Origin of the sequence: Sorangium sp. So ce185 (genome assembly GCF_051526825.1) — a bacterium.
In the GTDB taxonomy this organism is placed as follows: Bacteria; Myxococcota_A; Polyangia; order Polyangiales; family Polyangiaceae; genus Sorangium; species Sorangium cellulosum_D.
The window spans coordinates 7,093,867-7,108,615 of sequence record NZ_CP150316.1 but is presented as its reverse complement, the minus strand read 5'-3'; the positions used below and the strand labels follow the sequence as shown (position 1 = coordinate 7,108,615).

General features: G+C 73.1%; 11 protein-coding genes. 2 read left to right on the top strand and 9 right to left on the bottom strand.

Annotated features, from left to right (window positions below; translation table 11 throughout):
- Window positions 1-150 precede the first annotated feature (150 nt).
- Window positions 151-2,943: a hypothetical protein gene (locus WMF26_RS25800; protein ID WP_437994839.1), complete on the top strand. Its 2,793-nt coding sequence runs from the start codon at window positions 151-153 to the stop codon at window positions 2,941-2,943.
- A gap of 410 nt (window positions 2,944-3,353) precedes the next feature.
- Window positions 3,354-5,675, top strand: a complete 2,322-nt coding sequence (locus tag WMF26_RS25795) for a PEGA domain-containing protein (protein ID WP_437994838.1) — start codon at window positions 3,354-3,356, stop codon at window positions 5,673-5,675.
- Window positions 5,676-5,863: 188 nt separating this feature from the next.
- Here WMF26_RS25795 and WMF26_RS25790 read toward each other — a convergent pair whose 3' ends face one another.
- The 9 genes from WMF26_RS25790 to WMF26_RS25750 form a co-directional block, all read right to left on the bottom strand.
- A complete protein-coding gene (locus WMF26_RS25790) occupies window positions 5,864-6,850 on the bottom strand; it encodes a hypothetical protein (RefSeq protein ID WP_437994837.1) in 987 nt (328 codons plus the stop codon).
- Window positions 6,850-7,347, bottom strand: coding sequence for a hypothetical protein (locus WMF26_RS25785; protein ID WP_437322304.1), 498 nt, complete (start codon window positions 7,345-7,347; stop codon window positions 6,850-6,852). The genes WMF26_RS25790 and WMF26_RS25785 overlap by 1 nt, the downstream gene beginning before the upstream one ends.
- Window positions 7,348-7,409: 62 nt before the next feature.
- The gene (locus WMF26_RS25780; RefSeq protein WP_437994836.1) at window positions 7,410-8,000 is read right to left on the bottom strand and encodes a type IV pilin protein; all 591 of its coding nucleotides are present in this window, start codon (window positions 7,998-8,000) and stop codon (window positions 7,410-7,412) included.
- 102 nt (window positions 8,001-8,102) lie between these two features.
- A complete protein-coding gene (locus WMF26_RS25775; RefSeq protein WP_437994835.1) occupies window positions 8,103-8,720 on the bottom strand; it encodes a type IV pilin protein in 618 nt (205 codons plus the stop codon).
- 148 nt (window positions 8,721-8,868) lie between these two features.
- A complete protein-coding gene (locus tag WMF26_RS25770) occupies window positions 8,869-9,525 on the bottom strand; it encodes a type IV pilin protein (protein WP_437994834.1) in 657 nt (218 codons plus the stop codon).
- 85 nt (window positions 9,526-9,610) lie between these two features.
- A complete protein-coding gene (locus tag WMF26_RS25765; RefSeq protein ID WP_437948854.1) occupies window positions 9,611-11,092 on the bottom strand; it encodes a sigma-54-dependent transcriptional regulator in 1,482 nt (493 codons plus the stop codon).
- Between the two features lie 98 nt (window positions 11,093-11,190).
- Window positions 11,191-11,580 carry a hypothetical protein gene (locus WMF26_RS25760; protein WP_438002445.1) on the bottom strand — a complete coding sequence of 130 codons (390 nt, stop codon included), beginning with the start codon at window positions 11,578-11,580 and terminating at the stop codon, window positions 11,191-11,193.
- A 109-nt stretch (window positions 11,581-11,689) separates the two neighbouring features.
- Window positions 11,690-13,156, bottom strand: coding sequence for a 30S ribosomal protein S12 methylthiotransferase RimO (rimO, locus tag WMF26_RS25755; RefSeq protein WP_437994833.1), 1,467 nt, complete (start codon window positions 13,154-13,156; stop codon window positions 11,690-11,692).
- Complete coding sequence (locus WMF26_RS25750; protein ID WP_437994832.1) at window positions 13,153-14,484, bottom strand: dihydroorotase; 1,332 nt, start codon at window positions 14,482-14,484, stop codon at window positions 13,153-13,155. The genes rimO and WMF26_RS25750 overlap by 4 nt, the downstream gene beginning before the upstream one ends.
- Window positions 14,485-14,749 lie beyond the last annotated feature (265 nt).

Sequence of the window (14,749 nt, the reverse complement as noted above, 5' to 3'; positions counted from 1 at the left end):
TCGGCGGACGCTAGAGCCGGACGCATGCAGCGCCGCTCCGCGGGCGCCCGCCCGAATCTGGCCGCGGTACAAAAACGGTGATAACGGCGGGCTCTCGCGCGCCCTCGGCCGCTCGGGCAGGAGCCCCGGCCCTCCGCGCGTTGTAGGCGAATGCAGTCCCCGAAAACGCCCACCCTGCGCCGCGAGCGCATCGGCATCATCGTCCTCTGCGCGGCCGCGGCCGCGGCGATGGCGCCCGACGTGGGCGGAGGGGCTCGAGATCGATCGGCCGCGCTCGTCGCGGAGCTCGCGGAGCGGGGCATCGCCGCCGCGTCCGGCGACGTGGTGTGGGTGGACCCGCCGCGCGGCGGCTTCCGGCCGCTCGGCGTCGAGGCGCGCGCCGTCGCGCGCGGCGCCGTCCGCGGGGAGCCCACCGACCTCTACCTCGTCGACACGCGGCTCTCGCCCGAGGGGGTCCTGCTCGACGTCTCGGGCATCCACAACCTCACGGAGACGAGCGGCGCGGACGAGTCGAAGCCCGTGCTCCGCCGCGAGGCGCTCGCGTACGTCTCGCGCCCGCTGATCGAGGCGGCGTCGCCCACGGTGCACGTGCTCGACCTCGACGGACAGGCGCCCCCGGGCGGCGCCGACTGGTCGCCGATCGAGCGGCTCCAGCATGCCATCACCAGCTGGCAGACGACCGGCCGGCTGCGCGGGATCGGCCGGCGGACGTTCGCGATCGACCCCGCCCGCGGCGCGGACCCCGCCGCGGAGGACCCCGCTGCGGGCGCCGGGGAGGGCCCCGGCGCCGCGGCGCCCGACGAGGGCCGCCGCGCCGCGAGCGCGGTCGACGTCGCGGTCGCGCTGGAGGGCGACGGCGACGTCGTCGTCCGCGCGGACGGCCGCGAGGCGCGCCTGCCGCTGCACGGCGCGGACGCGCCGCTGCCCGCGTGGATCCGCGCCGAGTCGTTCGAGATCGCGCGGCCCGGGAACCTCGTCACCTGGGCGGTCGATCGGGTGCGCCTGGTGATCGGCGACGCCGCGATGCAGACGGTCAAGGCCGTGGCGTTCACGGCGCTCGACTTCGTCCTCCGCAACAAGGAGGCGGTGACCGGCGACACGGGCGCCGAGGACATCGCCGCGGATCTCGGCCAGAGCGCGCTGGATCCGCCCATCCGCCAGATCCCGATCGATCCCGAGATCGGCTGGCCGCCCGCGCCGCTCGAGCCCTGGGTGACGCCGGCGCTGCCCGGGGAGGGGCAGTGGAAACCGCAGGGCGGCGACGCCTTCGTCCGCAAGCTCGACGGGCTCCCGCCGGCGTTCATGACCACGTTCATCCGGGCGGACCGCTCGCGCAAGGCGACGCGCGTCTACATCGCGCTCTGGGATCCGCGGCAGGTGGAGCTCCACATGATGGCGGGCACGGTGGAGCCCAAGGGCGCGACGGGCGAGGCGGGGCCGGGGCTCATCCCGCGCACGCCCGAGGTCATGAAGCGCGTGGTCGCCGCGTCGAACGCGGGCTTCCAGGCGATGCACGGCGAGTTCGGCATGATGGCCGACGGGGTGATGTACCTGCCGCCGAAGCCGTACGCCGCGACCGTGGCCGTCCGGCGCGACGGCAGCACGCTCTTCGGGACCTGGTCGGAGGACGAGACCGTCCCCGAGTGGATGCTCTCGTACCGCCAGAACATGACGGTCATGGTCCAGGACGAGAAGTGGAATCCGTTCGGGCGCACGTGGTGGGGGGGCACGCCGCCCGGCTGGGCCGACAAGACGCACACGGTCAGGACCGGCATCTGCCTGACCCGGGAGCGCTTCGTCGCGTACTTCTACGGCGCCGACGTGAGCCCGGAGGCGCTGTCGCAGGCGATGATCCAGGCCCGCTGCTCCTACGGTATCGCGCTCGACATGAACGCGGGCCACAGCGGGCTCGAGTTCTACCACGTGGCGCCGAGCGGCGAGCTGCCGGCGCTGGGGCGCCCGCTCCAGGGCGAATGGGAGGCGGAGGGCGAGGTCTCGGGGCTCTCGGGCTACCGGTTCCGCGGCCGCCGGCTCATCCGCGGCATGGGCCTGATGAACTTCCCCCGTTACATCCGGCGGGAGGCGCGCGATTTCTTCTACATGACGCTGCGGCACCTCTTGCCGGGGCCGCCGCTCGCGCCGCGCGCCGCGCCGGCGGAGGCGGGGGAGGGCGTCTGGCGCACCCAGGGGCTCCCGCAGCACGGCTTCCCGTACGCGCTCGCGATCACCGAGATCCGCCCCGATCCCGCGCGGCCCGGCGTGCGCCTGCGGGTGCTCAAGGTCGACCCGCGGACGGTCGCGGCCGCCCCGCTGGGCGAGCCCGGGGCGCCCCCGCCGGCCGGGGCGGGCCCGCTCGTGGCGGTGCTCGGCGACGGAGGCGGGGCGCCCGGCGCGGGCCAGGGCGGGGCGTCGAGCATCTGGCACTCGGCCGGGGCGTTCTCGGCCTCGCCGACCCCGCCGGTGCGCGGCGCGGTCCGGATCGCGACGGGGGCCGACAGCAGCGCGGGGGCCGTGGCCGCGCTCGGGGTCAACGACGAGGACGGGATGCTGATCTACGTCGAGCGGGCCGCGTCCGGCCCGTCGAGCGCGCCGGACCCCGCGCTGTCGCCGGACGCCTCGGCGCCGCCCCCGACGCCCGTGGACCCGCGCGATGCGAAGCTGCTCCAGGACTTCCTGGCGGGGCTCGGGTGCTCCTCGCGGATCTATCTCCCCCGGCCGCTCTCGGTGGCCCTCGGCGGCGATACCGATCTCGCCGGCGCCGCCGTCCACCCGCCGTCGGGCCCGCGCGCCGTCGGGCTCACCCGCGCCGAGGCGCCCGGCGCGGGTCGGATGTTCGAGTCCACACCCATCGTTCCGCACAGCGTCTGGTATCCGCTCCAGCAGAAGCGCGTTCGATACTTCAAAAAGCCGAAGAAAGAGGAAACCGCGGACGGCGACCACTGAGCGTGGCGGCGCCCGGATCCTCGCCTGGGATGCAGTAGGCGCTTGTGCGTCGGCGGTCCGAGGGATTAGAAACGGGGGGTCGGTGCACCGTTTGCCGTTCTTCGCAGCTTGCGACCTTGTGGCGCGGATCGGCGTGGGCTCGCTGGCGGAGGTCGCGCGCACAGCGCGTCGGGAGCGCGGGCGCGCGATCGCGTCGAGGCGCGCAATCGAGCGCCGCGCGCGATCGATCCACGCGAACCATGCGATCCACGCCGCGCAGGGCGTCTGTTTCCGGACGATGACGGCAGGCGAGCGCTCGTCCGAGGTCGCGAGCGCCGCGGACGTCATGGGGCGTTGCGCCGGCCGCGACGCGCGAGATCCGCGCGAGATCGCGGCGCGCGCGCCGCGGCGCCGCGCCTGGGATCGTCCCGATGGCGCTCGCGAAGTCACCGGACCAGCGGTACGCTGCAGCGGGTCAGGGTCGCGCAGGGCTCTCCGAGCTCGCCCGCGACGAGGGCCCGCTCTTCAACATCACGCTCATCGCGCGACGCATGCGCGATCGTTTCTCGGAAGCCGCGGCGAACGGCGCCGCATGTCCTGAGGAGTTCTCGAACATGGCCGATAACAAGGGCGGCAGCGATCTAGACGTCTTCGAGGGGCTCGCCAAGAAGTCATCGCGCGCCACGAGCCCCGCGCTCGTGCCCCCCTCGCCGCCGACGCGCCAGCGCACCCTCGTCGGCGCCGCGGTGCCGCCGCCCCCCAACGTTCCTGCGGTGCCGCCGCCCGCTCCTGCGGTGACGCTCCCTGGGGGGATGGCCTCCCCGCTGCTGCCGCCGCCGCCGGTGTCGGCGAAGGGCGCGAGTCCCGGCTCGCTGCCGCCGCCGGTGCCGGTGAAGGGGACGAGCCCCGGCTCGCTGCCGCCGCCGATGCCCCCCTCGGTCAAGCCGGCCTCGTTGCCGCCGCCGGTGTCGGCGAAGGGGACGAGCCCCGGCTCGCTGCCGCCGCCGGTGTCGGCGAAGGGGACGAGCCCCGGCTCGCTGCCGCCGCCGATGCCCCCCTCGGTCAAGCCGGGCTCTCTGCCGCCCGTGGTGGCGCCGCCCTCGCGGCAATCGGTGCTGCCCCCGGTCACCGCCCCGGCCCTGCCGTCGAAGAGCCCGGTGCCGCCGGCGCCGACAAGCGCGCTGCCCCCGGTGGTCCCGCCGCCGGTGCGCGTGCCGTCGGTGAAGCCGCCGCAGAAGGCGGCCGACGAGGGGAAGCCTCAGTCGGGCAAGGGCGCCGCGGTCGACATGGACTGGGACGACGACGAGGAGTCGACCCACGTTTATGACCGGCCGGGCAGCGACAGCATGCCCGGGCGGACGACCCCGCTGCCGACGGTGAGCTCGCCGGCGCTCCCGAAGGCGGCCGCGGCGCTGCTCGCGAGCTCCGGCGGCGCGGCGCCGGCCGCGAGGACGCGCACCCCGATCCCGACGCCGCCGCCGATCCCGAGCGCCCCGCCGGCGCCGGCGCTGCCCTCGGAGATCGGCCACCGCTCGCTGTCGCGCAACGACGAGCCGACGGCGATCCGCCCGCGCCCTGCGACGCAGCAGGGCGCCGGCAAGGCGGGCGTGCTCCTCGGCGGGCTCGCGCTGGTCGCCGTGCTCATCCTGGCGGTGGTCATGCTCGTGCCGAAGAAGGGCGCGCTCACCATCGACCTGAAGGCCCCGGGCGGCACCTCGGTCGCGAGGGCCGAGATCTTCATCGACGGCCAGAAGCGCTGCGACACCGTGCCTTGCGTCGTGCGCGAGCTCGATCCAGGCTCCAAGGTGGTCAAGATCCTCGCCCCCGACTTCCCGCCGCACGACGCCGTCGAGGTCGTCGAGGGCGGCAAGGAGAAGGTCGTCGTGATCACGCTCGACGGCGCGGCCGCGGCGCGGGCTTCGACCAACGGGTCGACGGCGACCGGCGTGAAGGCGTCGGGCGCGCAGCCCGGCGTGAAGGTCTTCATCGACGGTGTGGAGAAAGGCACGCTCCCGCTGGAGGTCAGCGTATCTCCGGGGGAGCACAAGATCCGTTTCGACGGCGGCGAGCGCTACGAGCCCGTGGAGCAGACGGTCGAGGTGGGTCAGGGCCAGACGAAGGACCTCGGCACCGTCGCGCTCAAGGTGCTGAAGGGGCAGGTCACGCTCGATCTCGCGACGTCGGGCGCCGCGGTCAAGCTGGTGAGCGCCAAGGGGACGGAGAAGAAGCTGCCGGATTCGGCCTGGAAGAAGCCGCCCGTCAAGGTGGATGTCAATCCGTCGGAGGGCTGGAAGATCGTCGCGAAGAAGAAGGGGTATACGGACTTCTCCCAGGCGATCTCGTTCGAGGACGGGCAGGCCGAGAAGACGATCCGGATCGCGCTGGAGGAGGCGAGCAACCCCGAGCCGGCCGCCGCCGCCCCGGTCGCCGCCGCCGCGCCCGCGCCCGCGCCGGACCCTGCGCCGGCCGCCCCGGCGCCGAAGTCGGAGGCGCCCGCCGCGGCGCCGAAGGCGGAGGCGCCCGCCGCGGCGCCCGCGGCCGCCGCCGGCAACGCGACCCTGAACATCAACTCGATCCCGGTCTCGAAGGTGGTCCTCGACGGGCGGCCGCTGGGGAGCACGCCCAAGGTCGGCGTCAGCGTCCCGGCGGGGTCGCACACGGTGACCTTCATCCACTCGGAGCTCGGGAAGAAGTCGGTCACCGTCTCGGTGAAGGCCGGCGAGACCAAGACCGCGGCCGTCAGGTTCGACTGACGCGCCGCGGTGGGCCGCGGCGCCCAGCGCACGGGCGGAGCTGCTCGGACCGCCGAGGCGCTACCGCCCGGCGTCGGGGGAGACCGACCACGTCGCGCGATTCCCCGCCTGAACCCTCCCCGACACAGCTCGTTTCGAACGGCGCTGTCGCGGGGGCGACGCCCGCACCCCGGCGGCGTCGAGGGGCCTCACCGCTCGCCCTCGACCCGCTCGGCCCACGCGCGCCACGTCGTCGCGCACCGCGGCTCGCCGGCGTGCGCGCCGCCCGCGCAGTACGCCGGGTCGCGCGGGGGGCCCAGCACGAGGATCGCCGTCTTGCTGACGAACGGCAGATCGCGCCGCCAGATCTCGCTGAAGCCGTCGAGGCGCCGGCGGTAGGCCTCCGCGGCCTGCTCCCCGAGGAGCACGTCGAGCTGCGCGCGGATCTTCTGCTTCAGCTCCTCGTCGTCCGTGACGGCGAGGGTGCGCTGGAGGAACCGGATCTCTGCGTCGCGCTCGCCGGCGCGCCCGAGGATCCCCGCGCCGCCGAGCGCCTGCCAGCTGATGTTCGCGTCGTTGCCCCCGAGCTCCGCGGCGCGCGCGAGCATCCGGGCCCCGTCGAGGCGCCACTGCGCCTTCTCCGCGGGATCGGTCAGGTACGAGGCCGGCGCGATGAAGGCAACGAACTGGCCGAGCACGAGCCAGAGCTCGCCGTCGAGGGGGCGGTTCTGCACCCCGCGCTCCATGATCTCGCGCGCCTTGACGACCTCGTCGTGGGGGGTCGTGCTCGTCTGGAACGTGATGAGCGCGTCGGCGAGCAGGTACGGCTCGCGAAAGGTCGGGTCGAGCGCGTTGATGGCGTCGAGCAGCAGGGTCAGGTTCTCGAACCTGCGGCGCTCCATGGTGTGCAGCCCCTGCGAGACGAGCACGTGGGACCACAGCAGATCGGCCAGCGCGGAGCGGTAGCCGAGCGAGAGGGTGACCACCTCGTCCGGCGGCGGCAGGACGTACACGTCGGAGGTCTCGGCGACGCGCTTCTCCAGCGCCGCGGCCGGCGCGCGCACGCTCCCGATCGCGACCGCGGCGACGGCCGAGAGCGCGGCCGTGACCAGCGCGTCGCGCGCGCGCGCGACGCGGGAGAGGAGCGGGCGGGCTTCCGGACGGTCCGCGGACCCGGGCGCCGGACGAGCCCCCATCATTCCACCTCGCGGTCCACGAACATGCCCGGGAGCACGCGGGCCGATTCCCCGGGGATCCGCTCGCCGCGCACCTCGAACGTGGAGAGCGCGCCGTCGCCGTCGAGATCGCCGTGCGCGGTCGCGATGAAGCGCATGGCCTTCGACGCGTCGAGCTCGCTCGTGAACTGGAAGGCGAACGCGTGCGGCCCCTCGACGCGGAAGTCGAGCGACCGCCACGTGAGGTGCTCCCACGACTCCGGCGGATCGACCGCGCGCACGCCGCGCGGCACCTGCGCCGGGGTGAGCGGGGCGGACGGGGGGAAGCTGATCTCCTGCGGCCGCGACTCGGCGTAGGCGACCGCGCTGGTCACCAGCCGGTCGAGCCCCTCGATCGGCTCGCTCAGCTTGGATGCGCTGAGGTTTCGGAAGAACGCGGGGACGGCGACGGCGAGGACGCTGCCGCCGACCGCGAAGGCCGCGCTGAGCTCCAGCGCGCTCCAGGAGCGCCAGGACATGGGCTCCTGTCTACCTCACCCCCCCACGATCCAACAAGCGCGACCGACGGCCGTGGCCCGCGTCAGTCCGGGTCGTTGTTCGTGAAGATCACGGTGCTGGTCACGATCTCGCCGTCGCGCACCTCGCCGGTGCGGACCAGCGTGCACGGCCGGCCGTCGCCGTCCAGGTCCGCGCGCGCTCCCGCCTCGAACGCCTCCGGACCGGTCGGGAGTTGCGCGCCCGTCAGGCCCTCGCTGATGTAATCGCCGCCGACCTGGTACGAGTACCGGAAGTAGATGGGCTGGGTGATCGCGAAGCCGAGGCACTGCCAGCCCTCGTGCGTCGAGCCCGACAGGAAGTCGACGCCGGGGGTCGCGCTCGGCTGGTACTTCTTCCCCTGGACGTCGGCGGGGTCGAAGGGGACCGGCGCGGCCGACGTGCAGAGGTTGTGGGTGTTCGCCGCGGCGGTTCCCGAGGCAGGAAGCACCAAGGAGAGGTCGCGCTCGCGCTCGTACTGGTTGATGGCGCTGCGGGTGATGGCGCCGACGATCTGCTTCGCTTCAGCCGTCTTCGCGGTCGTGAGGTAGCTGCGCACCCCGGTGATCGCCAGGGCGGCGAGCACGCCGAGGATGGCCACCACGATCATGAGCTCGACGAGCGTGAATCCGCGCACACGAGACGTCGCCGTGTATCGCATGGTACACCCTCATGACCGGTGGCCTCGTTCCGCGTGCGCTGCCCGGCTCATCCGTGAGCCGGGCAGCCCGAGCTCACCTCATTCGTACTCGCGCTCGACGTGGACCTGCGTGGCCACGGTGATCTGCCCCGTCGCGTTGGTCACCGAGCCCAGGCGCGTGAACACGCTGTAAACGGCGGGGGCGGTGTCCGCGTCGAGGTTTCCGACGGCGCCCGCCTCGAAGTAGGCGTCCCCAACAGCATCAGGAGCATCGGTCTGGTTGGGAACACGATCGTTCAAAAGATAGTGGTACTGGAAATAGATCGGCTGACTTATCGCGAACCTCAGGCACGGCCAGCCCTCGGTCTCGCTGCCCTGCTCGAAGTCCGCGCCTGCCGCCGCGCTCGGCTGGTACTTGTTGCCCGCCGGAACGGTAGCGGGCACCGCATTGGCGCTCTGGCACAGGCTACGGGTCGCCGGATCCGAAGTTTCGCCGGCCGCCAGGATCGCGGAAGGGGCCGTCTCGCGCTCGTAGGCGGCGACCGCGCCTCGGGAGATCGCGCCCACGGTGTTCTTGGCCTCCGAGCTCTTCGCGCTCGCGAGGTACCGGCGGACCCCGAAGATCGCCAGCGCGGCGAGGACGCCGATGATGGCGACGACGATCATGAGCTCGACGAGGGTGAAGCCTCTTCTGTCGTATCGCTTCAGTGCACGCATGAGTGTCGATCCTCCGTGATGATTTCTTTAATTGGATTCGTTGCCGAGACGGACCGTCGAGATGCCTGGTGCGGGGCCCGGCCAGCCCGCAGCGCGAAAACCTCTCCCACGGACAGGCGCTCTCGGCGCCGCCGGGGCAAACCATCCCCTACTCCGTGTCGTTCTCCCAGTAGATCCCGGACATCGTGGATGTCGTCAGGAGCAAGGCATACTTCAGATCCGAGTCGCGATCGCCGGCCGCCTGGATGACGTACCAGGGGCCGTTCGGTCGAAACTGCGGATCCATCAGCGGATCCTGGGGCAACCCGTGAAAGCTGAAGTCCGAGTGGGGGGTCACGTTGTAGCTGGTCCCCGTGCCCGCCTTCGTCGCGTACCCGAAGCGCACCGCGCCGTCCGTCGACACGTTGAGCATCCGCCAATTGTTGCCGTCCGGGGTAGCGCTGCCCCACGCGCGCTTCTGATCGTTGAGGGTCCCCGCAGGATACCAGCTGTCGAGCGAGCTCGAGACATCCAGGTACACGAGCATCTCGGCCTTGTAGGACTCCTGCGCGCCGCGGATCCCCTGAATGACCGCCTTCGGCTCGGCGACGCCCGCCGCGTTCATGTACTTGCGATAGCCAACCATGGCGAGCGCCGCGAGAATACCCACCATCGCCACGACGACGAGGAGCTCGACGAGCGTGAACGCTCGCCTCGCCGCGTTTCGCTGTCGCCGCGTGCTCCGCATGCGCTCGAACCTTCCAGCAGGCGACGTGCCAAGGAGGGAGCGGCCCTGCGCCATCTTCGACTTCCGCGAGAAGCTCATGCGTTTCCTCGGTTTTCCTTGAGAGAGAGGGCGAGCTGCGCGAGGTGTGTGTGGTTGTGTTCGTTTCCCGCGGTGACGAAAACCGTCACTGCGGGGCGCCGGGCGGTGACGATTCTCGTCGGGATCCCCCCTCCAGGTCGTCGTCGCCGTCCCCGTCGGTGGCGAGCGCGTGCTTGGCGAGCCGGTAGCGCAGCGACCGGAACGACACGCCGAGCAGCTTCGCGGCGGCCTTGCGGACGCCGCCGGTGCGCTCGAGCGCCTGCAGGATGAGCCGGCGCTCGACCTCCCCGAGCACCTCGTCGAGCATGCACCCACCGGGCGGCAGCTGCGCGAGCAGCGGGGCCGGGCTCGCGCTGAGGCCGGCGACGGCGCTCGGGAGGTCGCCGAGGCCGATCGAGGGCCCTCCGGCGAGCGCCACCGCGCGCTCCATCATGTTCTCGAGCTCGCGCACGTTGCCCGGGAAGCCGTAGGCGTCGAGCGCGCGCATCGCGTCCGTCGTGAGGCCGCGGACGTCCTTGCCGAGCTCGGCGGCGAAGCGGCGCAGGAAGCGCTCGGCGAGCCGCGAGACGTCCCCGGGGCGCTCGCGCAGGGGCGGCAGCTCGATGCGGATGACGTTGAGCCGGTAATAGAGGTCCTGCCGGAACCGCCCCTCGCGCACCTCGACCTCCACATCCCGGTTTGTCGCGGCGAGGACCCGGACATCCACCGCGATCTCCGCGGCGGCGCCGACCGGGCGCACCTTCCGCTCCTGGAGCACGCGGAGGAGCTTCACCTGCAGCGAGGCCGGCAGCTCCCCGACCTCGTCGAGGAGCAACGTCCCGCCGTCCGCCTCCCGGAACAGCCCGAGCGCGCGCGCGCCGGCGCCCGTGAACGAGCCCTTCTCGTGGCCGAACAGCTCGCTCTCCATGAGCGCCTCCGGCAGCGCCCCGCAGTTGACGACCAGGAACGGCTTCGCGGCGCGGTCGCTCTGCTCGTGGATCGCGCGGGCCACGCGCTCCTTGCCGGTCCCGCTCTCGCCCGTGATCAGCACGGTCGTGCGCGTCGGCGCGATCTTGCCGATGAGCTCGGAGATCCGCTGCATCGCGGGGCTCGTGCCGAGCGGCTCGCGCGAAGGCAGGTCGAGCCGCTCGAGCTGCGCGCGCAGCCGCTGGTTCTCGGCGACGATCGAGCTCTTCTCGAGCGCCTTCGCGGCGAGCGCGATGAGCTCCGCGGGCGAGAACGGCTTTGTCACGAAGTCGTACGCGCCGCGACGCATCGCGTCGAGCGCGCTCTCCACGGTGGAGTGCGCGGTCATCACGATCACCTCGGTCGCGCTGCTCCGCGCCTTCGCGGCGGCGAGCACCTCGATCCCCGAGCCGTCGGGCATCACCAGGTCGGTCAGGATCAGCGGGAACGGCTGCGGGTTCTGGCGGATCGCCTCGAGGGCGGCGCCGGCGCCGGGCGCGAGCGCGACCTCGTAGCCCTGGCGGCGGAAGGCGATGCTGAGCACCTGACGGAGGCCCGGCTCGTCATCGACGACCAGCACCCGGGTGGCGGTCGGCGGGATGCTCGGCGAGATCGACGCCATCACGCCACCACACTACACGACGCTCCGCGCGCGCGTCGACGGCGGCCATCGGGCGCGGCGCGCTGCGTCGACGCGCGCGGTCGCGCGCCCGCCGGCCTTCAGGGGCAGGCGTCGTTGACGACGCCGAGCGGGGTGCGCTCCTCGACGACGAACGACTGCGCCGCGCTCTCCTCGCCTCCGTTGCCCTCCAGCTCCTGCCACACGAGCAGGACGTCGCAGAGCGCCGCCTCGATCTCGAGGTGGTACCGGCCGTTCTTGTCGGTGTCGTGCTCGATCACGCCCCGCTGGGTCCGCTCGTTGAACACGCTGACGCGCGCCCCGGGGGCGCAGTTGCCCGAGATCTGCCACACCCCCTCGCGGTCCGCGGACGGCCGCATCGTGTCGGCCGGCTCGGGCGGGGGGAGGGGCAACGTCGGGCTCAGGCAGGCCGCACCGGCGAGCAGCGAGATCGCCAGGGCAAAAGCAAGGTGAAGCGCGCGGCGGAGCATCGGCACGGGACGGCTTCATAGCACACCGCGTGCCGCGCCCGGGGCGCCGGTGAGCGCCGCGGCGCCGCGCGATCTTCAGCCGTCGCGCCGCGCCCCGCTGGTCGAGCCGTCAATTCTGTTGGCGCTCGCGTCCATCGGTTTGCAGCACGCGCAGGGCGACGCGCCGCTTCGCCGCGACGGCGCCGAGCTCCGGGGGCAGGGGGAGCGCGGCGCCGCGCTGGCCCTCGTCCTCGTCGAGCAGCTCGCCCACGAGGTCGTAGTCGCTCGCCTGGGTGATCCGGACGCGGCACATCTCGCCGGGGCGGACCTCGCCGCCGGACAGGTAGACCTGCCCGTCGATCTCGGGCGCCTGGCCGGCGTGGCGGCCCATGAGCACGTACTCGTGCTCGTCGCTCGTCCCCTCGACGAGCACCTCGAGCTCGCGGCCGATCATCGCGGCGCTCTTCTTGTGCGCGATGCGGCGCTGCAGCGTCATGAGGCGGCGGTAGCGGCTCGCGGCCGTGCGCGCGGTGACCTTGCCCTCGAGCGCGTAGCTGCGGCTCGCCTCCTCGTCGGAGTAGCGGAACACCCCGACCCGCTCGAACTCGGCCCAGCGCACGAAATCGCAGAGCTCCTCGAACTCGGCGTCGGTCTCGCCGGGGTGGCCGACGATGAACGCGGTGCGGAACGTGAGATCGGGCACGCGCTCGCGCAGCGTGGAGACGACCCGCCGGAGCCGGTCGCCGCCGTGGCCACGCCGCATCCTGCGCAGCATCGCGTCCGCGGCGTGCTGGAGCGGCATGTCGACGTAGGGCACGACGCGCGGGTGGCCGGCGAGCAGCTCGACGAGGTCGTCGGTCATCGTCTCGGGGTAGAGGTAGAAGAGCCGCACCCAGCGCACGCCGGGCACGTCGGCGACCTTCTGGACGAGCTCCGCGAGCGTCGCGCGCTCGCCGCCCTGCGCGCGGCCCGCGGCGTCGCGGCCGTAGGCGATCGTGTCCTGCGAGATGAGGTTGATCTCGCGGACGCCCGCCGCCGCGAGCTGCTCGACCTCGCGCACCACGTCCGGGATGGGCCGCGAGCGCTGCGCGCCGCGCAGGTCGGGGATCACGCAGAACGAGCAGGTGCGGTTGCAGCCCTCGGCGATCTTGACGTAGGCGCTGCCGCCGGGGGTCGAGAGGGTGCGCGGATCGCCGGCGCGGATGAGCCACTCGGCGGGGTTGCCGACGAGCATCCGCTCCGCGTCGCCCGCGAGCACCTGGCCGAGCTTGAGCATGTCGCTCGAGCCGAGGAAGTGATCGACCTCGGGCATCTCGCGGGCGAGCTCCTCGGGGTGGCGCTGCGAGAGGCAGCCGGCGACCACGAGCCGCTTGCAGCTGCCGTGCTCCTTGTGCTGCGCCATCTCGAAGATGGCGTCGATCGACTCCTTCTTCGCCTCGCCGATGAAGCCGCAGGTGTTGACGACGATCACCTCGGCCTCGGCGGCGTCGTCGACGTGCGCGTAGCCCGCCGCGCGGGCGACGCCGAGCATCACCTCGGAGTCGACGCGGTTCTTGGGGCACCCGAGGCTGACGAAATGGACCTTGCGCGAGCTCATCGTGCTGCTCCCTCGCCGTCGACGAAGACGACCCGGCCGGCGGCCAGCGTCATCTTGACGCGTCCGGTGAGCTGCTTGCCGAGCAGCGGCGTGTTCTTGCTCTTCGAGCGCAGGCGCGCCGGGTCGAGGACGAAGCTCAGGTTCGGGTCCACGAGGCAGAGCTCGGCGCGGGCGCCGGCCTTGATCGCGGGCGCCTCGAGCCGCGCGATGCGGGCGGGGGCGCGGGTGAGCGCGTCGACGAGCCGCCCGAGGGGGAGGGCGCCCTGGCGCACGAGGTCGAGCAGGACCGGGACGACGAGCTCGAGGCCGATGAGGCCGGGCGACGCCTCGGCGAACTCGCAGTCCTTCTCGAGCGTCGAGTGGGGCGCGTGATCGGTCGCGACGGCGTCGATGGTGCCGTCCGCGAGCGCCTCGCGGAGCGCGTCGACGTCCGCCTGCTCGCGCAGGGGCGGGTTGACCTTGCACGCGGTGTCGTAGCCGAGCACGGCGGCGTCGGTGAGCGTGAGGTGGTGCGGCGTCACCTCGGCGGTCACGGCGATGCCGCGGGACTTCGCCTCGCGGAGGATGCGGACCGCGCCGAGCGACGAGATGTGCGCCACGTGGTAGCGGGCCCCGGTGGCCTCGGCGAGCAGCACGTCGCGCGCGACGATGATGTCCTCCGCCACGCGGGGCCAGCCCCGGAGGCCGAGGCGCGTCGAGATCGCCCCCTCGTGCATCTGCGCCCCCTCGGTGAGGGCGTGGTCCTCGGCGTGCTGGATGACCGGCATGTCGAAGGTCTTCGCGTACTCGAGGGCGCGCCGCATGACCGCGCTCGACGTGACGCAGCGCCCGTCGTCGGAGACCGCCACGGCGCCGGCCTCCTTGAGGTCGGCCATCTCGGTGAGCTCGGCGCCCTTCTGGCCGATCGTGATCGCGCCGATGGGGTGGAGCGCGGGCCCCGAGAGCGCGCGGGCGCGGGCGACCATGGCCTCGGTGATGGAGCGGGTGTCGTTGACGGGCCGCGTGTTGGGCATCGCGCACACGTGCGCGAAGCCGCCGGCGGCCGCGGCGGCCAGCCCGGAGGCGATGTCTTCCTTGTATTCCTGCCCGGGCTCGCGGAGGTGGGCGTGGAGATCGACGAAGGCGGGGAGGAGCAGGAGCCCCTCGCCGGAGACGACCTCGGCCTGGCCGGCGCGGCGCAGATCGTCGGTCGCTGCGCCGCGCCCCACGCGGGTGATGACGCCGTCTTCCACGACGACGTCGACAACGTCGTCGAGCTGATGGGCCGGGTCGACGGCGCGGACGCCGACGAAGAGAAGGAGAGGGGGAGGTGAGCCGATGGCCGCCATGGGAGCGCGCTCCCCTAGCACATGCGCCTCTCGCCGTGCACCGCTGCGGGCCCGGCGAGGGGGTCGGCGCAGCCGGGGGGGCGGAGGGCGGACTGGGCTGCTGGGGGGAGCCGCGGGCGGCGCGCGCCGGAAGAAACGCGCGCCGGAAGAAACGCGCGCCGGAAGAAACGCGCGCCGGAAGAAACGCGCGGGAAGAAAATCGCTTCGGACGTGATGTAGGGCTTGACGGATCGCGAGGGGGTGAGGTAGTGATGCCGTCCCGCTC

Bases quoted from the DNA above. Each gene is read 5' to 3' on its own strand.
- WMF26_RS25790 (WP_437994837.1), bottom strand. From the start codon at position 6,850: ATGGGGGCTCGTCCGGCGCCCGGGTCCGCGGACCGTCCGGAAGCCCGC.
- WMF26_RS25770 (WP_437994834.1), bottom strand. From the start codon at position 9,525: ATGAGCTTCTCGCGGAAGTCGAAGATGGCGCAGGGCCGCTCCCTCCTT.
- WMF26_RS25765 (WP_437948854.1), bottom strand. From the start codon at position 11,092: ATGGCGTCGATCTCGCCGAGCATCCCGCCGACCGCCACCCGGGTGCTG.
- WMF26_RS25795 (WP_437994838.1), top strand. From the start codon at position 3,354: ATGGCGCTCGCGAAGTCACCGGACCAGCGGTACGCTGCAGCGGGTCAG.
- WMF26_RS25750 (WP_437994832.1), bottom strand. From the start codon at position 14,484: ATGGCGGCCATCGGCTCACCTCCCCCTCTCCTTCTCTTCGTCGGCGTC.
- WMF26_RS25760 (WP_438002445.1), bottom strand. From the start codon at position 11,580: ATGCTCCGCCGCGCGCTTCACCTTGCTTTTGCCCTGGCGATCTCGCTG.
- WMF26_RS25775 (WP_437994835.1), bottom strand. From the start codon at position 8,720: ATGCGTGCACTGAAGCGATACGACAGAAGAGGCTTCACCCTCGTCGAG.
- rimO (WP_437994833.1), bottom strand. From the start codon at position 13,156: ATGAGCTCGCGCAAGGTCCATTTCGTCAGCCTCGGGTGCCCCAAGAAC.
- WMF26_RS25785 (WP_437322304.1), bottom strand. From the start codon at position 7,347: ATGTCCTGGCGCTCCTGGAGCGCGCTGGAGCTCAGCGCGGCCTTCGCG.
- WMF26_RS25800 (WP_437994839.1), top strand. From the start codon at position 151: ATGCAGTCCCCGAAAACGCCCACCCTGCGCCGCGAGCGCATCGGCATC.